Source organism: Chryseobacterium arthrosphaerae, from assembly GCF_001684965.1.
GTDB lineage: Bacteria > Bacteroidota > Bacteroidia > Flavobacteriales > Weeksellaceae > Chryseobacterium > Chryseobacterium arthrosphaerae.
In genome coordinates, this window is sequence record NZ_MAYG01000001.1 from 1954282 (window position 1) to 1975537 (window position 21256).

13 protein-coding genes are annotated in these 21256 nt (G+C 39.6%); all 13 read right to left on the reverse strand.

The genetic code is table 11. From position 1 onward, the window contains the following. Positions 1-5: 5 nt before the first annotated feature. Positions 6-2741, reverse strand: coding sequence for a T9SS type A sorting domain-containing protein (locus BBI00_RS08970; RefSeq protein WP_065398438.1), 2736 nt, complete (start codon positions 2739-2741; stop codon positions 6-8). A 268-nt stretch (positions 2742-3009) separates the two neighbouring features. Continuing rightward, on the reverse strand, positions 3010-5532 hold the full coding sequence (locus BBI00_RS08975; protein ID WP_065398439.1) for a glycosyl hydrolase 115 family protein: 2523 nt from the start codon (positions 5530-5532) through the stop codon (positions 3010-3012). Positions 5533-5549: 17 nt separating this feature from the next. Then, positions 5550-6770, reverse strand: a complete 1221-nt coding sequence (locus BBI00_RS08980) for an SGNH/GDSL hydrolase family protein (RefSeq protein ID WP_065399686.1) — start codon at positions 6768-6770, stop codon at positions 5550-5552. 236 nt (positions 6771-7006) lie between these two features. After that, on the reverse strand, positions 7007-8944 hold the full coding sequence (locus BBI00_RS08985) for a glycoside hydrolase family 97 protein (protein ID WP_065398440.1): 1938 nt from the start codon (positions 8942-8944) through the stop codon (positions 7007-7009). A 2-nt stretch (positions 8945-8946) separates the two neighbouring features. Then, positions 8947-10323, reverse strand: coding sequence for a glycoside hydrolase family 43 protein (locus BBI00_RS08990; RefSeq protein WP_065398441.1), 1377 nt, complete (start codon positions 10321-10323; stop codon positions 8947-8949). A 32-nt stretch (positions 10324-10355) separates the two neighbouring features. After that, a complete protein-coding gene (locus BBI00_RS08995) occupies positions 10356-11228 on the reverse strand; it encodes an alpha/beta hydrolase (RefSeq protein ID WP_065398442.1) in 873 nt (290 codons plus the stop codon). A 941-nt stretch (positions 11229-12169) separates the two neighbouring features. Next, positions 12170-13777 (reverse strand): glycoside hydrolase family 43 protein, encoded by a 1608-nt coding sequence (locus tag BBI00_RS09000; protein WP_083988535.1) that lies wholly within the window; start codon positions 13775-13777, stop codon positions 12170-12172. An 86-nt stretch (positions 13778-13863) separates the two neighbouring features. Beyond that, positions 13864-15582 carry a glycoside hydrolase family 43 protein gene (locus tag BBI00_RS09005; protein WP_123902246.1) on the reverse strand — a complete coding sequence of 573 codons (1719 nt, stop codon included), beginning with the start codon at positions 15580-15582 and terminating at the stop codon, positions 13864-13866. A gap of 176 nt (positions 15583-15758) precedes the next feature. Further along, positions 15759-17033, reverse strand: a complete 1275-nt coding sequence (locus tag BBI00_RS09010) for an MFS transporter (RefSeq protein ID WP_065398443.1) — start codon at positions 17031-17033, stop codon at positions 15759-15761. After that, the gene (locus BBI00_RS09015; protein WP_065398444.1) at positions 17034-17669 is read right to left on the reverse strand and encodes a bifunctional 4-hydroxy-2-oxoglutarate aldolase/2-dehydro-3-deoxy-phosphogluconate aldolase; all 636 of its coding nucleotides are present in this window, start codon (positions 17667-17669) and stop codon (positions 17034-17036) included. Next, complete coding sequence (locus BBI00_RS09020; RefSeq protein WP_065399689.1) at positions 17666-18664, reverse strand: sugar kinase; 999 nt, start codon at positions 18662-18664, stop codon at positions 17666-17668. The genes BBI00_RS09015 and BBI00_RS09020 overlap by 4 nt, the downstream gene beginning before the upstream one ends. Before the next feature lie 4 nt (positions 18665-18668). Beyond that, a complete protein-coding gene (gene uxaC, locus BBI00_RS09025) occupies positions 18669-20087 on the reverse strand; it encodes a glucuronate isomerase (protein ID WP_065398445.1) in 1419 nt (472 codons plus the stop codon). Between the two features lie 336 nt (positions 20088-20423). Further along, complete coding sequence (locus BBI00_RS09030; protein WP_065398446.1) at positions 20424-21239, reverse strand: SDR family oxidoreductase; 816 nt, start codon at positions 21237-21239, stop codon at positions 20424-20426. Between the last annotated feature and the right edge of the window lie 17 nt (positions 21240-21256).

The window sequence follows — 21256 nt, forward strand, 5'->3', positions numbered from 1 at the left end:
TTCAGTTATTCTTTAACAATTTTTTGTGTCGCAACGATCTTGTTCTTGTAAGCAACCTCAACGAAATAAATACCAGCAGGAAGACCTTCTACATTAACATGGTTCTTTCCTGAATTTATTTTCAATCCGGCTCTGATGACACTTCCTCGTGCATCAAAAATGATGGCAGCAGCTTCTGAAAGATCAGAATCAATGAAAAGATCTGCTTTTGCCGGATTAGGATATATTTTCACTTCTTGTCTTTTAGATTCAGCAAGAATATTTCTGACGCCTAATGATCCAAAATTTAAAGGAAGAACATTGGCAGAATAGGCATTTTCTTCTGTAAGATATGCTTTGAAAGATCCTATTGCAGGCTCACTTCCGGCCGTTACTTTATAGAAGCCTGTTACCCCGTTTTCTGTTTTCAGCACATAAGCATTAGCCGGAACCTTGATACTCTGATAGACTCCGTTCATCTGGTTAACAGTAATTGCTTTGGGAGTGGAAACATTTCCTGTACCGTTGAAAGTAATATTTCCTGTCGCGTTGATGATTACCGGAGTATTTGCAGGAATGATTCCGTTTGAAATTGCGGTACAGTTGATATTACTGACATTCGGAGACATCAGATAAGCAGTAACCCCGGACGGTATATTAGCCTGAAACGGCAAGATCAGCACATCATAACCATTAAACGTACGGCTGTAAGAAGCTGTATTGGCTGTAAAGTTAAACGGTACCTGAAAATCCATACCCTGACCGGAAAGGACAAGATTTGAACAAGCTGTCCCTGAAATCACATTATTGGCAGATGAAGTTACGTTTGAATTCACATAATAAATACTGTTAGAGTTAGCACTCATAGGCTGCCAGTCATTGGAGGAAGTAACCCCTGCTGCATTTCTGAAATCTACAGAGGTGTAATAGCCGTTTTCCAGAGCATCCATCAGATAGCTGTCGCTTGCAGAATAGGTTCCTCCGAATTTGGAAGCAATTTCATTACCAACATTAAAATAAACATCTCCCAGATTAAGGGTAAGCACAGAGCTGTAATTGGAATTTCTCAGTCCTAAAATCCCTTTGCATCCGTCTGTCAGCACCTGTCTTGAAATATCGAATGTGATATCGAAATTTCCTCCCTGCGGAAAATTAATCTTTCCGTAATTATATGATTTGGTTATGCCCTGGTTATTGATATAGTATAAAGTCGTATTGTCCGAATAGCTTTGTCCTGCTGTTGTATAGCTGTTTACATGCAGGATCAGTTTATTATACCGGTCATTAAGCTGAAGATATCCGTTAGCTGCAGTCATATTATTGCTGATAAGAGGACTTGGATTGGAGAATGTTACCGTTGTATTGCTGATATTGAATCCTGTCCCAAAAGCTGTACTGGTAGCCGTTTGTGTTTCAATTTTATTATAATGGATATCACCGCCTGTCATCAGAGAAGCAGGTCGGTCGCCACTTTTATTAAAAACAAATGTCATGACACTGGAAGGACTGATATCAGCAGTAGGCCGGAATGTTGCTGTACTCAAAGAAATAGGTGTGGTGACCATATTGGATTGTATATTGGTCAATACTTTTGTTCCTGAAGTTGTGTAAAAAGGCAGGTCAACCTTCAAACTATACGTATTCTGAGAAGGATTGATGACCATAAGAACGACCTGATTTCCATCCTGTGAAATATAGGAAGAGCCTTGTAAAACTCCGGTTTTGTCATCCCATTTGGCTTCTATTCTAATCTTTCCTGTTGTGTACTTGGCATAATGTGAAAGGATATAACCTCTTTTGGTCATTACACCTGCAGAAGTTCCGTAAGTTCCATCGCCCATCAAGCCATAATAACGTTTGGCAGAGTAATGGATCCAGGCATTGATATTCCCCAGTAATGCATTGTTGACACTGCTGGCAAAAGTAAAAGCATCTGTATTCCAGCTGAAATCACGGGCCGGCTGTGTGGATGAAGAATTCCAGTTGATCAGATATTCTGTCTGCCAGATTTCTTTGTTGTAATTCTGAAATTGCTTGTAGGTGGACTGCATAAGCCCATATTGATGCCCTCCATACACTTCAAAATTAGCCATTGCCGCAGGATCCAGCAAAGCACTGGCAAAATTATCCGTAAATCCTACACTTTCCGGGGCAATCACTTTACAGTTGATAAGCTGCCCGTAATTTTTGATAAAATTGGTAATCTGTGCAGGAGTCCATATACATCCCTGATACTGGGCCATTTCATCCGGTTCATTTTGAATGGAGATATAATCAAGATCTACCCCGTTGTTCTGAAGATAGGTAACAAAACTGTTAAGATAAAGCGCATAATCCTGGTAATTTTCCGGCTTTAAATATCCGATCTGCTGTACTCCGTTAGCGTCAGTGTAAACTGCATTGACATGGTTATTGGTTTTCCAGGTTGCGGGCATTGTCCAAGGCGAAGCAAAAATGGTAAGCCCCATAGATTTGGCTAGCTGTGCTGTAGCCAGTACAGAACTCCAGTTACTGCTGTCTTCGGGAATATACAATCTCATAATATTATATCCGCCTTCACTGGAAGCGCCCCAAAGCGTCTGAATCTCTGAGGTAGACATATGGTTATAGGCAAACTGGGGACTGCAGACAAATCCCCCGAACCCTTTTATTTTCTGATAAGATGTGTTCTTATCAATTTTTACAGTGGTAAGCTGTCCATGCAACAGACAACTGAAAAACAATATAGAATGAATACTGACAAAATTTAAAAGTTTTTTCATAATGGTTTAGTTTTAGATAGTCGTGATTTTGATTGCAAATAATTAGAGTAAGGGCAATAGATTCCCCATCAAGACAGTTTAATTTCAAAAACCGTCAGGAAATATCCTGAAATAGATCAGGCAGCGATCTGTTAAATAAAGCTGTTTACAAAATCATCCGCTGTTTTTTTCTCTTCATTCTCTGTCAGGGAACTGTATTTCAGATTGGAATGTGAACTAAGAGTAATGTTTCATAATTAAAGTGTTATTTGTGATGAGTATTGGTCATTCAGTGAAGCATTTCGCTTTCGGGAGCGCCCAGGTAAGAGGGCTTTAAGCCGCCGGTGTTGATCAGGATTTTTTCAAGGACAATGCCCGGTTCCATCACTCTGAAACGTAAAGTATGTTTTCCTGCCTGCTGAACCGGATGCTTTGTAGCGGATTTAATGATATGTTCGGACTGCCATTTTCCCAATTCCCCTTTGTAATGCCTGTTGAAGTTAACAGTCTGCGGAGTTTCGTTGTCAAAAGAAATCTCATAGCGCAATCCTTTATTATGATTAAAATTTAAAGTCGGAGCTAATAATAGCTGGACTTCAAACTCACCTTTAGATTCAAAATTGATATCATATTCAAGCCAGATATTTTCATCACTTTTTGGATATACATTCTGTGGAAAGGTTGTCACACCGGATTTTGTTTTTCCGAAATCAGGAATCACTTCCCAATGGATCCTGTCTGATTGATGAAGTCTTGCAAAATTTTCTGCTTCAATAGACACATAGCCGTTTTTTTCCTGAAATATCTTTTCTTTGGGAACCTCAGCATCAGAAATATAGGTGACTTCAGGCATTATATTTTCTTTTCCATCTGCCCAGCTTTTATATCCTATTCTCATCTGATCCATCATATGCTTCCATTTTCCTCCGGCAATCACATTGTTGTATTGATTGTCCAGATAAGCGTTTCTTTCAAAACATGCCTTCACTTTATCTGCGTAGAAATTGGCTCCCGGATCTTTTTTCGCTGCCAGTTCCCTGTTTTTTGCTACCGCATAGTACATTTCGTATAAATTACTGCATGCATCAATCGGATACAAAACCAACTGATAATAGGCATCCTGGTACTCAGCCGGAATCTGCTCTTTTAACCGTAAAGCTTCTACGGCCAATGCTCTGTAATCATTTAAAACCGTTTCAAATTCATGGTAATTTTCAAGGCTGTACGTGTTGCTGTCCAGGGTTTCAGGCGTAACTCTCCTGTTGTATTTGGCATATAGATTAATCATCCCGGCAATTTCTTTGGCGTGTTTTTCACCAAACTGCTGGGCAGCCCATTTCTCAGTATATTCCAAAAGGTTTTTAGCGTTAAACTGTTTTGGGTTCCAGGCCATTTCCAGGAAAAAACTGATCGGAAATTCCATGGGTTTTAAATCTCCCACATTCACTACCCAAAGCTTATCTACCTTATGTTCATAAGAAAGGTTCATCTGTTCCCAGACTCTCTGGATGGGACTTATGTTGATCCATTTGGAATTTCTCGGGCCGCCTACATAATCGAAGTGGTAATAGATTCCATAGCCACCTTTATGCAAAGGTTTTGAAAGGTCCGGAAGCTTTCTTACATTTCCCCAGTTATCATCACAGAACAGCAGGATCACATCATCCGGAACCCGCATTCCTTTATCATAATAGTCCTGAACTTCTTTATACAATGCCCAGACCTGAGGTGTTTTCTCTGCTTTTTTCCCCGTAACATCTGCAATGATTTTACGCTGATCTTTTACAATTTTCTCGAGCAGGCAAATATTGGTTCCCTCTCCCATTGCTTCGTCGCCATCACCCCGCATTCCTACTGTAACGAGTTTTTCCCAGTTTTTGCTTCTCTCGAGTCCGGATTTCCAGAATTTCTGTAAAACATCCGCATTTTTAGAATAATCCCAGACATTCGGGAGGTTATTTTTTTTGATATACCTGTGCCAGTCGGTTTGTGCCAAAGCCATGGGTTCATGGTGTGAAGTTCCCATGACAATTCCCATTTCGTTCGCTAACGGGCCGCTTAGAGGATCATCGTCATAGAATGCCTTTCCCCACATTGCCGGCCAGATATAGTTTCCTTTAAGACGCAGAATAAGTTCAAAAACTTTTTCATAAAATTTACTGTTTACTCCGCCAAAAGTTGCTCTTGCCCAGCCTCCGAGTGAAGGCTCTTCATCATTAAGGAAAATACCACGATACTCTACCGCAGGTTCTCCATCGGTATAGATTCCTTTTTTAAAGTATAGATTATCTTTTTTCTCAACCGGAACGTCAGCCCAATAATACCATGGTGAAACACCTATCTGCTGAGACATTTCATAAATCCCGTAAATCGTTCCCCTTTTATCACTTCCTGCAATCACAATAGCCTCAGAAACGCCCGGAAATGGATCACTGACATTCTGAATGATATATTTTTCTCTTTTCCCAGTTAATGCTTTTCCATCCAGCTTTTTTTGACGAATTAAATTATCAATGGTCTTGCTTTTACCTGCTTCACCAATAATGATGATCATTCCGTTCACTCCAGGGTTTTGGGAAACCAGATGAGGCTGAACACCGGTTACTTTTTGAAAATCGGATTGAAGATTCGCAACGGCACGCAGAATTCCTTTGTCCGAATCGCTATCTGAAAACAGCATCAAACCTGAATTGCGCTCTTTCAACACCACCGAATTTTCTGTCTTAGCAAAAGAAATAAATGGTTCGGTTGCTTTTACAAAAAATATAAACAACAACGTAAGAAACAGCGAAATGTTTTTTGTAAAATTCATACTATATCTTTTTGATTTTAATTTTTAAATAAGTTCAGATCCACAAATTCTCCCATTCTCCTGTAGCCGGCCTCATTGGGGTGAAGAAAATCATGATCGTGCATATCATTTAAGATGACCTCCGGATTTTCACTCTGCATATGTTTGGCAAAATCAATGATGGCATCAAACTTCCCGCTGTTTCTGATCCAGTCGTTTACTTTTTTCCAGGCCTCGATACGGAAGGGTTTTTCGTAGAACGACTTTCCGAAAGGAAGAATTGTTGCTCCATACACTTTGATCCCGTTAACATGTGCCTTATCGATCATCACCTGGTAAGCGGCAATCAGTTCTTCTGTTCTTTTGGAAGCGTCATCAGGATCTCTTGTTCCTCCCAGATCATTCACTCCTTCCAGAATGATCAGCCATTTTACGCCCTGCTGATTGAGGATGTTATAATCAAAACGGTCTAATGCTGTAGGACCCAAACCGCCACGCACCACACAATTCCCACCAATTCCGAAATTAAGGACACTTATATTCCGGGTAGAAGGATTTGCTAATAACCGCTGAGAAAAAATATCCGGCCAGCGATTCTGTCTGTTTGTTCCCGATCCTCTTCCATCAGTAATGGAATTTCCCATGATTGCAACCGCATATGAGGGTTCATCAGTCTTTACATCGATGTTAAAAAGCGAATACCAGTGATCTGTCTTTACTGGATTTTTAAATACCGCAGCATTGGTCTGCTCACCTTTAACAATAAAAGAGGTTGTTCTTGAAGCCGGGTGTCCGGTGACAGATTGGGTTACTTTTGCGTAGGAAATTGTAATGGCCAGCAACGAATTAGATTTCAGATTAAAGTTTAACTCATCAGAATAAATATCAGATCCGGGAGCAATTTTAAAACTGTTTTTCTTCTCAAACGTTAATGATCTGATGGTAGCTGCATCCACATTGCTGCTATCGGACGGCACGGCAATCGAAACCGCTTTTACCGCCAAACTATCCATAGAATATTTGTTGGAAAAACGTAACCGCAGTTTTTTCCCACCCACAGATACACGCACAATCTGACGCAGGGTGTTCCCCGAAAGCCCCGGTTCCGGCGCAAGGTTTTTAGGTTCTACCAATTGGGGAGCTGTTGCCCAGGTAGTGAGCCATTGGCCTTTGGATGACTGCTTTTCCAGACTTTGTGAGGAAGAGCAGGAAACCAAAAATCCCGAAATGATAAAGATGTATAAGTTTTTGAAGCGCATTTTTTCTGTTTTTCGTTTTATCAATCTTTAATTCTTACTACAAATCCTCCGTCGGGGATTTTCTCAGTACTGATAAACGGTTCTGCAGCATAGATCTGCAGGCAAAATCCAAACAACGCAATAAGAAAAATATTTTTAAATGATTCATAATCAGTTTTATTTAAACTTAAAAAATCTGTATTCTTTTAATCTCTTCAAACCTTATAGGTTTTAAAAACCTATAAGGTTTACTTCTGTTAATTTTTCAGTACAAAACCACCCTGCGACTGAATTTCAATCATAAAATCACCTTTTGCATTCACTTTCACTTCTTTTTCTGATGAATTTCCCTGCGCATCATCATTAATGAATCTAACTGTTTTCCCGGCAAACATCGGAAGCTTTATTTTCAGTTTTTGGGATTGTTTTTCAGCATTGACACCAGCCACATACCATTGATTCTGATGTCTCCTCGCCACCACGGCATATTTTCCGGGATAACCGTCTATGAAAACTGTCTCATCCCAAAGTGTCGGAACTTCTTTCATGAAGCTGAGCTGAAATTCCGGGGCATCGGTCAGGTTATTCGGCATGATACCAAACATCTGAACGGGATTCTGAAACAGGACTGCTGTAGCCAGCTGAAAGCTATCTGTGGTATGTCTTTTATTTTTGTCTCTGTTGGACTCGGTTAAATATGTATTGAGAAAAGTTCCTCCGAATTCCATACTTCCCACTGTATTTCTGATAAAAGGATGAAGCGTGGCAAAAAAAGCTTCCTGCCTGCGTACCTCTTCTGAGAAATAAAGCATTTCTGAGGCAAGAACGGCCTCGCTTCCTGCATAATTCGGGTACATCACTTCCCAGCCTCTCGGTACCGTGGCTCCGTGAAAAATAATGGTTAATCCAAAATCATTGGCGTCGGAGAGAATATCTTCGTAAAGACGCATGGTTTCCTGTTTGTCTCCTCCGAAGAAATCCACTTTAAGTCCTTTTATACCGACATCTTTCAGCCATTTCATTTCTTTTTTACGTTCAACAGATGAGCTCATTTTGTTTCTAGGTCCCATCGGTGCGTCATTAGCTGTTCCGTTGGAATTGTACCAGAGCAATACCCCGACATTTTTCGATTTTGCATATTGAATAAGCGCTCTCATGCGGTCCTTGCCTATGTTTTTATCCCAAAGCGCATCCATGAGAATAAACTGATATTTCAATGCAGCAGCAAGGTCTATGAATTTCACCTGATCATCATAATTCATGCTTTTGTCCTGCCACAGAATCCAGCTCCAGGTAGATTTTCCGAACTGATACTCCTGTGAAGGCTCATACATAGGATCTACCACATCAAAAGGAATAGTAGTCTCTACGATGGGTTTCAAAGAACTGCCCACTGTAATTGTTCTCCAGGGTGTTTTTCCAGGAAGTGAAATGGCTGCTCCGGTACTTCCGAAACCATTATTTTCAGCAATATTCGGATAGGCTACTTTGTAAAGGCCTTTTTCTGCTGTGGTTTCAAGGTGTGAAGCACAATATGTACTATTCACTCCTGTCTCGGAAAGCAATATCCAGCCTTCATTTCCGATATGAAACAGACCCGGGAAAACATAGCCGTAATCAGACGGTATTCCCAATTCCGCATCAGCTTTATAGCCACTTTCATAACTTGGTGCCGTGCGGGCAAAACCTGTCATAGGTTTCATCATAGGTGAAAGAAAAGTAGTAGTCTCTGAAGGAAATCTGTACCCTGTATTTTCTGACTGTACCACCACACTCAGCCGTTCTTTCATCGGTGGAATATTGTACCGGAAAGCAATATTGTTGTTACTCACCTGAAATTCGATGCTTATTTGATGCTGATCTGCATTGATGAAATTAACCGATAAAGTATTGGCTTTGTAATCAATTTCAGATTTTTTGATTTTTTGGTTCGTATATTTCTTGGAAACGATATCTTTTTTGCTATCGAGAAATTTCAGATTCTTTGAAAAATCAGACTCATTGGTTACCAAGCCCAACGGGGATTTTTCAAGCATTGTTTTTCCCTGAAGGATAACATCATACAAGGCTTTTCCTTCTTCTGAAAAAACATGAAGCTTCAGATGTCCGTCAGGGCTTGAAATTTCTGCTACCTGTGCAAAGCTTTTGCTGATCAGAAACAAGCTGAATACGATAAATAAAACTTTTTTTCTCATAATTAATTATTTTCAAGAAAGGTCCAGTAATCGAAATACATAATATCCGTTGAGGCTTTTCCATGGAATACAAAATACAGATCATGAATGCCGGTAATCTTTTCAACAAGCTGAACTTTTACGGTTTCCCAGCGGTCATCCCCGCCCGTCAGCGGAACCTTTACTGTTGCAGCAACCGGTCCGTTCACAGCATCCAGATGAATGCTCATTGTTACGTCACTGTTATGAGTAGTTCCTACCCTTGCAGAGAAAGCAGTGGCTCCTTTTTTCCGGAAATCTACATTCTTTATACTGGTATAGGCACCATTTTTCTTGGCTTTGATGAAAACACCGGCCTCTTTATTCTGGTAGGATTTTACATTTTCCGACCAGGCAATCATTTCCGCCTGATTGAATGAATAAGGATTAACGGTTGCGATAGCTTTTGTAATTCCGTTAGTCATTTTAAACGGGGAAATAGAACCGTCTTTATTGAAGGTAAGTTCTTCCAGGCTTACCGATCTTGTAAATCCGCTTCCGCCCGGCAAAGCGCCATTGTGATAAAAAAAATAGGTTTTCCCCCGGAAATCAATAACTCCGGGATGATTGGTGAATGATTTCCCTTCCGTAGGCATCACAATTCCTCCATATTTCCAGGGCCCCTGTGCTGTTTTACCTGTAGAATAGCCTATGAATTCGGGAAGTGGACCACCCGGCCAGAAAAGATAATACAGATTTTTCCTTTTGTACAGCCACGGTCCTTCCTCATATTTTGAAGGTCTTTCCGGATTGGGTTTTCCATCCCTTTTGCCAAATGATTCTTCGGTCATCGGGACTTCTACAATATTTCCGGAATAAGAAATCATATCTTCATTCAGCTTTACATATTTAAGCTTGGGATTTCCCCAGTACATGTGTGCCTGTCCGTCATCATCCACAAAAACAGTGGGATCAATATCTCCCCATTCGCTCTGAACAAGAGGTTTTCCCAGCGGATCATGAAAAGGGCCAAACGGACTGTCACCAACGGCAACCCCAACTGCGCCTTTGTTACTGGTTTTGGACCACATCGGAACGTACATAAAGAACTTTCCGTTTCTTTCTACACATTGTGCAGCCCAGGCATCGCGTTTTGCCCAGTCGAACTCTTTATACGAGAGAATTGTTCCGTGGTCTGTCCAGTTCACCATATCATTGGTGGAATATACTTTCCAGTCGTTCATGGTAAACCAGGTGGAATCGTCTTCATCGTGTGTGGTATACACATACAGCCTGTCATTGTACACCATTGGTGCCGGATCTGCAGTGTAATTGGTTTGAACGATAGGATTCTGCGCAGATCCCATCGAAAATAAACCTGTCAGCGCAATGAAACTTATAGATATTGTTCGGATATTCATAGAAATTTGGATTTAAAACTTTAATCCTGTATTTATTGTGACTTCAGAATACGATTAACTTCTTCCTGATTGACGGGTTTGAAAAGCAGTTGCGAAAACAGATACAAATCATTTTTCCACACTTTGAAATCGTGGCCGCCCGGTTCTACATAAAAAATATGGGGAATTTTATTGTCTGTAAGATAGTCGCTCGTTCTTTTACTGAAAGGCATCAACCTGTCCTGGTCTCCGCATGAGATCCAGAGAAGTTTTAATTCTTTAGCTTTGGATGGATCCGGAAGAAGAAGTTGAGGTTCTTTGGTATTTGGAGCTGCGGAAAAGGCTCCCACCCATGCGAACTTATCGATATTTCCCAGTCCGAAATTCAGGGTCTGCCCGCCTCCCATGGAAAGTCCGGCAATCGCTCTGTTATTTCGGTCTTTTTTCACCGGATATTTTTTTTCTACAAAGGGAATCAAATCATTCAGCAGGTCTTTTTCAAAGGTTGCAAAAGCTTCTACTTTATCCTTTGCCATGATGTCTCCGGTCGCCCTGTCGTCCTTCATCGCCCGGCCGTTGGGAAGTACAACGATCATGGGAGAAAGTTTTCCTTTGGCATACAGATTATCTAAAATAATTTGCGGAGTTCCATTTTTAAACCACTCTTTTTCATCCCCGCCAATGCCGTGTAGCAGATACAAAACAGAATATTTTTCCCCTTTTTTGAATCCCGGCGGTGTGTAAACCAAAGCCTTGCGTGTAGTGCCAACCGTTACCGAAGAATACTGTATCGTATCAATTTTTCCGTGTAGAATTTCTTTTTTTTCTGTATCGAAATCCTGTGGTACTTTTTTATCAAAAGCCTGTGCAGAAATAAAAACTCCTGACAGCATGAAACCTAATGCTAATACAACTGATTTATTCATGATTTTTTATTTGTAGTTTTAATACTTATTATTTTGGATAAAAAAATAGCAATACTGTTTAAGTTTTATACTGATTATTTTTAACCACAAAAGGCACAAAAGTTTTGAACACTTAAGTTTTTTCAGAACCAAACCTTGTCGTAATAAGAGTACACCTAAGTTTTGTGAAAATCTTTGATTTTATCTTACGTAAACTTTCTACACAATCATTTTAAAACTTACTTATTTGAACTCAAGTGTTTTAAAATGAAAGCTTTTGTGGATTTTACTTATTTTATTTATTTACCTATTTACAGCAGATTTTCCTCTGCTAATTTTGCTATTTTTAACCGCAAAAGTTTTAAACACTTAAGTTTTTTTGAGCCAAATCTTACGCATAATAAGTACACTTAAGTTTTGTGAAAATCTTTGATTTTCATCTTATGTGAACTTCTCTTCGGAATCATTTTAAACTTACTTAGGTGAACTCAAGTATTTTAAAATGAAGCTTTTGTGACTTTTGTGGTTATATTAAATTTAAAAAACAAAGTTTTAAACACTTAAGTTTTTTGAGCCAAATCTTATACATAATAATTACACTTAAGTTTTGTGAAAATCTTTGATTTTCATCTTATGTGAACTTCTCTTCTGAGTCATTTTAAACTTACTTAGGTGAACTCAAGTGTTTTAAAATGAAAGCTTTGTGACTTTTGTGGTTATATTAAATTTAAACAACAAAGTTTTAAACACTTAAGTTTTTCAAAGCCAACTTTATGCATAATAAGTACACTTAAGTTTTGTGAAAATCTTTGATTTTCATCTTGTGTGAACTTCTCTTCGGAATCATTTTAAACTTACTTAGGTGAACTCAAGTGTTTTAAAATGAAGCTTTTGTGACTTTTGTGGTTTACTTAATTTATTTACCTATTTACAGCAGATTTTTCCCTACGAATTTTGTTATTTCATTCTCCGAACTTATTGACTCTGAAAAAATCCACATCTATAAATCCTCCGGTATTTTTAGTGGCATAATTGAAAACTGCGAATTTTGATCCCATAAAAAATCTCCGGTAATCAAAGATCATTTTGTAGTCTTTTGCCATTTCCGTCCAGTTCTTCTGATCCATACTGTAATAGAAGTCTGCAAGATCTTTCCCAAGGTTAAAATCGGCATCAATACGGAGAAAAACCTTATCCGAATTGAGATAAATCCGTTTTTTTTCTTCTTTTTTAACTCCTGTAATCGCTTTGGTTTTACTGTCCAGGCTTACCTCATTGGTTGAAAAAACAATGAATTTTTCTTTACCCTCCTTTACTATTGACAAAATCCCGGAATCCCCGTTGAAAGCACTGAAACCTGCAACATCCCCATCTTTCATTCCTTTAAGATCTATGGCCAAAACTACTGAAGAGACCGGGCCTTCCATTCTCTGGGTCAACGTATTGGGTGCAGCGTACAGATTATCTACGATTCTGCTGGTTTTCAATCTCAGAAAACCTTTTCTTTCGGATAAAGACCACGCTTCATTTACGGGATTATGATTCCATTGCCATTGAATTTTCATTGTTTTATCAGAGAACTCATCACTTTCCACCAGATGATTTTTGGGTTTGAACGGCGGAAGCGGAACTTCTCCTTTCAAAGGAACTTTTCCGTTATCTCCCAACACCGGCCAGTCATTTTCCCATTGTACGGGAAGCAGCAGCGGAACACGTCCTACTCCATTTCTGTCCTGAAAAATAAGAGAATACCAGTTTCCGTTTTTATCATCAATCAAAGCGCCCTGCCCTGCGTAGGAAAATCCTAAAAAATTGTCTTCCAGGATTACTTTTTTCTCGTAAGGACCTGTCACTTTATCTGCTCTGTAGATGATCTGACGGCGTTTTCCGTTTTTGGGCCAGGATATCATCATCATATAATATTTCCCGTTTCTTTTGATGATCTGGTTTCCTTCCAGAAGTCCGGTTTCCGAAGCATCTTTCTGAAATACCTCAGTTCCATCCGGATTTCCGATCACCTCTTTAAAATCAGGACTCAGTTCAAAAACTTTGTTGGAAGTGAAAACATATATTTTGCCATCATCATCAAAAAACAGTGAAGCATCATGAAAATGCCTTGTTCTTGTAATGAGTTTCCATTTTCCTTTTTCTGGATCATCCGTCACATAGAAATAAGATTTAAAAGGTTCATCATTCGGAGAGAATAAAACGTAATATTTTCCTTTATGATAACGGATTGAAGATGCCCATTGGCCTCTTCCGTAAACAGTTCCGTTCAATAAATCATATTTTGAGTTGTCATTCAAAGTATCGAAAACATACCCGGACATTTCCCAATGTACCAGATCCCTGGAATGCATCACCGGAGCTCCCGGCATCAGGTGCATGGTGGTACTGATCAGGTAAAAATCATTTCCGTTTCTGGTAATGGATAAATCCGGTGCATCTGCCCAGATGATGGGATTGGTAAATGCAGTACTTTGTTTTCCGGAAGGATTTACCTGGGCTGAAAGAATATTCAGCCCGATAAATCCCAATAAAGAAACTATATAAGATTTTTTGATTTTCACGTTTTTAATATTTTGGTTTGATTTGATTCTTTTCAGTCTTAAAGGGAACACTTCGACAAGCTCAGTATGACATTGCTAATACTGACTTAATTCGGTATAATATCATTGGAAGAGGTACTGTACAGCCCAATGAGGCTTCCTGTGAAACCGCCCGCTACATCCGTCGAAAGGATATCTCCTGAAACCGGTCCGCCAAGGTTTTTATAGTTCTTACCATCCAGCGAATAATTAAAGCTATGCTCATCTTTATCTGCTACCACCTGCAGTTTAACCGGTTTGGATAATGAAATCTTCTCGCTGGCAATCAGCTTTGATTGTCCTTTTTCCGTTCTTTCCAATACGATGTAGAAATCTTTATCTTTCTTCGTGATTCCGAAAACATAATGGAATGTTTCACTTTGATAACAGGTAATTCCTGCCAGCTCTTTTTCTGATTTAGGCTTAAAATCCAGGGTTACAGAAGTTTCAAATGATTCATGCTGCAATCTGTGGAACAGTGCCGAAACCGGAGCCAATGCTTTGATATTGGTGGCAAAAGGGTTTACTTTCACCCCATTTTTTGTAACGGTAATAAAACTTTCACGAGGTCCGCGCATGGCTATCCAGCGGTAATCAAGGTTTTTATCGGTTAATTTGTCGTTATAGGTAAAGTTTCCATTGGGTAAAAATCCGTTTTGTCCGTTTTGATTCTGAACTCCAGCTGGTAATTTCAGTTTTGGTTTCATCGGAACCAGCCCGTTTTGGAAAACCGGGTATTTTCCACTCCAGTCAACCGGAAGGATAAATGTTTCACGGCCTTTGTTGACTCTGTTTTTCTCATTCGGGCGTATCGCCAGAAATACTCCGTAATATTGGCCATCCGGTGTTTCAACCAGATCTGCATGACCAGCCCAGTCTACTTTTTCTTTTCGGTCTTTCGGGAAATAGCGCTGTGTCAGAATCGGGTTATTGCCAGCCGGAACGTAAGGTCCTTTCGGAGAATCGGACATAAAAATAACTTCACTGTGATTGCCTCCGGTTCCTCCTTCCGCGCACATCAGATAGTATTTCCCGTTCTTTTTGTAAATATGAGGACCTTCAATCCAGATGGGCTTTTGGGAAAGATCCACACCGCCGTTTACAATAATCTTATCCGAACCCGCAACTACCTGGTCTTTTTCGAGATCATAGTCCCACATCTTAATCACACGATGGCCGTTGTACTGTTCAGTACCTTGTGGCGGAGCATCATTGTGAACGATATATGCTTTCCCGTCATCATCAAAGAAAATAGCAGGATCAATACCTTCAAAATTGAGTTTCTGAACTTCGCTCCATCCTTTTGCAGGGTCTTTTGTTTTTACGACCATATTTCCGATACCACCCGCAAACTGGGTAGTGATCATATAAAAAGTATCGTTGTGCTTATTGTATTTGATATCCGGTGCATAAATTCCATGGGAAACACCTGATTTTTCCACTTTAAGCTGTGAAGGCCTATCCAAAACGTGTCCTACCTGTTTCCAGTTCACAAGATCTTTAGAAGTAAAAATCGGAACTCCCGGAAACATTGAAAATGAAGAATTTACAAGATAGTAATCTTCGCCTTTTCTGGTAATGCTGGGATCGGGGTAACAGCCCTGTAAAATCGGGGAATAAAACTCGTCCGGTTTAAGAGGGTTATCATTATATATTTTATCGTTTCCACGGTAGTTGAAGTCTGAGAAAGTCTGGGCAGAAATAGTAGCCACCGAGAGCAAAGCAGCTGCTGCAATGATATGTTTTCTATTCCTGAAAAAAGTTAAATTCATTATATTCTGTTTCATTGTTATTCTTTTTTTATAGTTTTTAAAATGTATATTTTTGGATAGGTGTTGTTTCTTTTTAACGCTGAGGCCGCAAGTTTTTTAACTACATGCTTGATAAGGTTCGCAAGGGCGTTACACTCAGCAATGGGTATTTGTATTTTATTATTATAATCGTTTACTGATCGTTATATATTTTAAACGGGTTTCTTCCGGTTGATTATTTTAATCAATCCCCAGGCTGTAACATAGGATATTCCTGCTATGAAAAATATAATATTGTAGCCTCCGTTGATATTTCCTGATTTTTTAAAGGTATCGAGAACAATTCCGATAAAAAGGGGAAAAATTATTCCTGCTGCAGAACCTAGCATTCCACCAAAACCAATGACAGAACTGACATAATTATTAGGCAACTGATCTCCGACCGTAGTCATAAGATTGGCTCCCCAACCTTGATGCGCAGCTGTTGCAAAGGCAATGATGATCGTGATCATCCACATATTATCTACATATTTTGAGAACATGACCGGAACTACCATCAAAGCAAACAACAACATGGTAATGCTTCTGGCTCTTCCGATGGCCCAGCCTTTTTTGATCAGAAATGATGAAAGATAGCCTCCGCCGATACTTCCGATCGTAGTTCCGCTGTAAATAATAATCAATGGAAGCGATGGTTTTGTTAAATCCATTTTGAAAACATCCGAGAAATAGGCCGGCAGCCAGAACATGAAGAAATACCAGATAGGATCGGTTAACATTTTACCGATGGCAAACGACCATGTTACTTTATATTTGAGTAATTCCGATAAAGGGATTTTCGTTTTTTCTTCTGCTTTTTCAGCCTGATCACTTTTAATGTATTGCAGTTCTTCCTTGCTGAGATTTTTTGTTTTTTCCGGTACGGCATAGAATTTCCACCAAAGGATAATCCAAACCATACCCAAAGCACCGATCCATACAAAAGTCTGTCTCCAGCCGTAATGTCCAAGAATGAACGGAACCAGCAGCGGTGCTAAAATAGCTCCCACCGTTGCTCCTGAGTTAAAAATTCCGGTTGCCAGCGCTCTTTCTTTTTTAGGAAACCACTCAGCTACAGATTTGATCGCAGCAGGAAAGTTTCCTGCCTCACTGATTCCTAAAGTGCTTCTCGCAATGATAAACCCGATGGTACTTTTGACAAGACCATGTCCTATAGAGGCAAGACTCCACACAATAAGGGAAACGGCATACCCGATTTTGGTTCCCACCTTGTCTATAAACCTTCCCATCGCCATATAACCAATGGCATAAGTCGTGGTAAAGGCCATGACGATATAGCTGTAATCTTTTTCGTCCCAGCTGAATTCCTTTTCCAGTACAGGTTTCAGCAAACCCATTACCTGACGGTCAAGGTAATTGATCGTAGTGGCGAGAAAGACAAGGGACAGCATCCACCATCTTATATTGCGGTTTTGAGGAGCCTGCATTTAATTATGATTAAGTTGTTGTAATAAATTCTGTGTTTTCCGGGTCAATTCTTCTTCATTACAATCTTTTCCAATAAGGGCACTTCCCAATCCTGCTGCTATGGCACCCCCATTGAGCCATTCCATAATATCTTCAAATTCTGCATTGATCCCTCCGGTAGGCATGAAATTCATTCCCGGGAAAACAGGCTGTACCGATTTGATGTATTTCTTCCCTAAAGCATCAGCCGGGAATATTTTAACCAGTTTTAAACCGTTCTGATAGGCAATATTGATATCGGAAGGAGTAAAACAGCCCGGAATCAAAAGGATATTTCTTTCAAGCGCATGTTTCACCAATACTTCACTGATGACAGGTGTAATGATGAAATCTGCTTTTGCATGAGCATAATCATCCATTTCTTTTATGTTTTTCACCGTTCCGATTCCTAACAGAAGTCCGGGAAATTCTGCATTCGAAATGGTTTTTAGTCTGGTGAAATTTTCCAGGGCCTGATGACCACGGTTGGTATATTCTATCACACGGATTCCTGCTTCGTATAAAGCTTTTATGATATTTTTTGAAACTTCAAACGATTCGTTATAAAACAACGGAACGATTTTCTGGTCCTTTATTTTTTGTACTATTTCACTCATAATGTTTCGATATTAATGCTTTCATCAATGGTATCTCCTTTTACGAAAAGCTTTTTAAAAGCAACTTTTGTCGCATCCTCCAGGATCTGCTGGTCAGGATTTCCTTTTAAAATTCCATGAATTAAGGCGGCCATGAAAGAATCACCGCTTCCTACTCTTTCTTCAATTTTCTCTGAATTATATATTTCTGAAACCAAAAGCTGTTCATCAGCAAACAAAGTGGCAAAATAATTGACCCGTTCGCCGTTTGTAAAGCGGAAGGTATTTGCAATTTTTTCCACCTCCGGGAATTGTCTTCTGATTTTTAACGCTGTTTTTTCAGCCTGTTTCAGAAGATTTTCATCATCAAATTTCCCGTTAAGCTCGTACTTAACAGGAATTTCCAGAAACTGCTCTACAGACCAGATATTTCCCATGAGAACGTTAACAAAAGGCATCAGTTCTTTAATTTTATGAGGATTCTGGTTTTGCCAAAGCAACGCTCTGTAATTCAGATCGAGGGAAACTGTAATATTTCTGTTTCTGGCTTCTTTCATGATCTGTAAACATTTACGAAATGCATGGTCACTCAAAGCCGGTGTGATGGTGCTGATGTGCAGCCATTTTACTCCTGAAAATATTTCATCATCACTGAAAGTTTCAAAATCCGATTGGGTAAAAACAGACGGAAAACGGTCGTAAACCACTGACGCATTCTGCATATCTCCATCGGAAGAAAGGTAAAATGTTCCTATTCTTCCCTTGTTCTTTTCTGCAAGGACTTCTATTCCTTTATTTTTAAGCTGTAGTTCGAGGTGATTTCCTACAAAATTCTCGGGTAAAGCTGATAACAGTTTCACAGAATTCTTCCACTGGGAAAGTGCTGCCGCAACATTGTATTCAGCGCCGCCAACATACATCTTCAGAGACTGTTCATTGAGCCAGTTTCCTTCGGAATCCGGGGCAAAGTGGAGAAGCAGTTCCCCGAAACATAGTATTTTCGTCGAATCCCCCATGGTTTTAAATTTCAAAATAATTTTTTGTATTGTGATAGCAGATGTCCTGAATGATCTTTCCTACCCATTTTTCATCATTGGGTAGCAGACCTCTTTCCATTTCACTTCCGAATATGTTGCATAAAAGCCTTCTGAAATAATCGTGTCTTGAAAATGACAGCAGACTTCGGGAATCAGTCAACATGCCGACAAAAGTGCTGATCAGACCGATATTGGAAAGTGTGTTCATCTGCCTGGTCATCCCGTCAAGCTGATCGAGAAACCACCAGGCTGCTCCAAACTGTACTTTGGATTTGATGCCTCCTTCATTGAAGTTTCCGGCAAGGGATGCCAGAACTTCATTAAATGCCGGGTTCAGATTGTAAATAATGGTTTTAGCCAGTTTTTCTTCTGTGTTCAGTGCATCCAATAAAATGCTCAATCTCTGTGCGTAATAACGTTCTCCAATGGCATCATATCCTGCATTGGCACCTATTTTTCTGAACATTTCTGAATTGTTGTTTCGGGTTGCTCCTACATGAAACTGCTGTACCCATCCTTTTTCTGCATACATTTTGCAAAGCTCTTTCAGCAAATAGCCGCATAATGCATCCGGATCGGAAAACGTTGAAAGATTACCTTTCAGGAATTCAGAAAATTCTTTTTCAAGGCTATGATTCCATTTTGTGGTATCCGGAAAATATTCAAAGCCGTGATCGGCCACTTTTGCTCCTGCTTCCACAAAATAATTGATTCTGGACTGAAGTGCATTCAACAGATCGGAAGCTGATGTGATTGAAAATCCGCAGACTTTTTCAAGTTTTTTGATTCCTGAAAGATATTGTGCGGGATTGATTATATTAATATAGGAATCAGGACGGAAAGCCGGAAGAACAGCGGTGTTAAATCCACTGTTTTTTAAAGCCTTGTGATGAACCAGGTCATCAGCAGGATCATCTGTAGTGCACAATGCTTCTACCTTAAAATTCTGAATGATGGATTGTGATAAAAAGCCGGATGTCTGCAGACTTTCATTCATCTGATGATATACAGTATCTGCAGTATTGGGTGATAAATATTCACTGATTCCAAAAGGATTTTTGAGCTCCAGATGCGTCCAGTGAAATAGCGGGTTACGAAGGGTATAAGGCACTACTTCTGCCCATTTCATAAATTTTTCGTGATCTGAAGCATTTCCTGAAATAAACTGTTCATCAATACCAAAATTTCTCATGGCTCTCCATTTGTAATGATCACCATCCAGCCAGATAGCGGTTGGAGAACGGAAGTTTTGATTGGCAGCAATAACATCCGGCTCAAGATGATTGTGATAATCGATCACAGGCATATCTTTGGCATATCCGAAATAGAGATCCTCCGCTTTTGCTGATTCAAGCAGAAACAATTCTCCGAAAACTTCTTTATTTTTAATAGAATTACTCATGATTTACTTTTACAATCCTGAATTTTAATTAACTTGTTTAAACTTTGTAAAACCACAAAAGTCACAAAAGCTTTATTTTAAAAAGACTTTAGCTCACTTAAGAAAGTTTAAAAATGATGCTGCAGAAGAGCTCAGATAAGATGAAAATCAAAGATTTCCAAAAATTCCTGGCTCTGAAAAACTTAAGTAGTTGAACTTTTTGCTTCATCATCAATATATAAGATTAAACAGCTTTTCTCTTTACATAGTCAGACTTTAGGCAAGTCCGGATTTTAAAAACAAGACCCTGAATGAAACCATTTAAGGTCCTGTTTAATGATATGAAGAAATTAGTTTTTATACTCCGCTGAACGCACTGAAACCTCCGTCCACAGGTATCAGTGCTCCTGTGATAAAACTTGCTGCATCGGAACACAGAAACTGTACAACACCGTTCAACTCCTCTACTTCTCCAAATCTCTGCATAGGTGTTTTAGCCATTACTTTTTTACTTCTCTCGGTTAAGCTTCCGTCCGGATTCAGAAGGATTGCACGGTTCTGATCTCCAATGAAAAACCCTGGTGCCACGGCGTTCACCCGTATCTTATCTCCGAATTTCAAAGCCAGGTCAGAGGCCAGCCATTGGGTAAAATTGGTAATTGCCGATTTGGCTGCAGAATATCCGGCTACTCTCGTAATCGCTGAATAGGCAGCCATGGAAGAAATATTAATAATGTTACCGCTCCCCTGCTCAGCCATTGCTTTTCCGAAAACATAACTCGGATAAACAGTTCCGTTGATATTGAGATCGGTAACCTCAGCCCATCCCTTCATATCCATATCAAAAAATGACTGTTCGGGAGATAAGGTGGCTGCCGGAATATTTCCACCGGCTATATTGAGCAGAATATCAATGCTGCCATACTTTTCTTTTATTTTCACAGAAGCAGCTTCAAGGCTTTCAATATCCATCACATTGGCTTCTACAGCGAGTGCATCACCTCTCAAATCTGTAAGCTCTTTTACACGGGCATCCAGTGTTTCCTGGTTTCTTCCCAGTGCGACAACTTTGGCGCCGGCTTCTATAAAACTTTTGGCAAGGCTGCCTCCCAAAACGCCTGAAGCCCCTGTGATGACTGCTACTTTGTTTTTAATACTAAACAGGTCTTTCATTACTTTTTACTATTTTA

Coding starts and splice junctions, on each gene's coding strand:
- BBI00_RS08995 (WP_065398442.1), bottom strand. CDS start 11,228: ATGAATAAATCAGTTGTATTAGCATTAGGTTTCATGCTGTCAGGAGTT.
- BBI00_RS08975 (WP_065398439.1), bottom strand. CDS start 5,532: ATGAATTTTACAAAAAACATTTCGCTGTTTCTTACGTTGTTGTTTATA.
- uxaC (WP_065398445.1), bottom strand. CDS start 20,087: ATGAGTAATTCTATTAAAAATAAAGAAGTTTTCGGAGAATTGTTTCTG.
- BBI00_RS09010 (WP_065398443.1), bottom strand. CDS start 17,033: ATGCAGGCTCCTCAAAACCGCAATATAAGATGGTGGATGCTGTCCCTT.
- BBI00_RS08990 (WP_065398441.1), bottom strand. CDS start 10,323: ATGAATATCCGAACAATATCTATAAGTTTCATTGCGCTGACAGGTTTA.
- BBI00_RS08980 (WP_065399686.1), bottom strand. CDS start 6,770: ATGCGCTTCAAAAACTTATACATCTTTATCATTTCGGGATTTTTGGTT.
- BBI00_RS08970 (WP_065398438.1), bottom strand. CDS start 2,741: ATGAAAAAACTTTTAAATTTTGTCAGTATTCATTCTATATTGTTTTTC.
- BBI00_RS08985 (WP_065398440.1), bottom strand. CDS start 8,944: ATGAGAAAAAAAGTTTTATTTATCGTATTCAGCTTGTTTCTGATCAGC.
- BBI00_RS09020 (WP_065399689.1), bottom strand. CDS start 18,664: ATGGGGGATTCGACGAAAATACTATGTTTCGGGGAACTGCTTCTCCAC.
- BBI00_RS09015 (WP_065398444.1), bottom strand. CDS start 17,669: ATGAGTGAAATAGTACAAAAAATAAAGGACCAGAAAATCGTTCCGTTG.
- BBI00_RS09005 (WP_123902246.1), bottom strand. CDS start 15,582: ATGAAACAGAATATAATGAATTTAACTTTTTTCAGGAATAGAAAACAT.
- BBI00_RS09030 (WP_065398446.1), bottom strand. CDS start 21,239: ATGAAAGACCTGTTTAGTATTAAAAACAAAGTAGCAGTCATCACAGGG.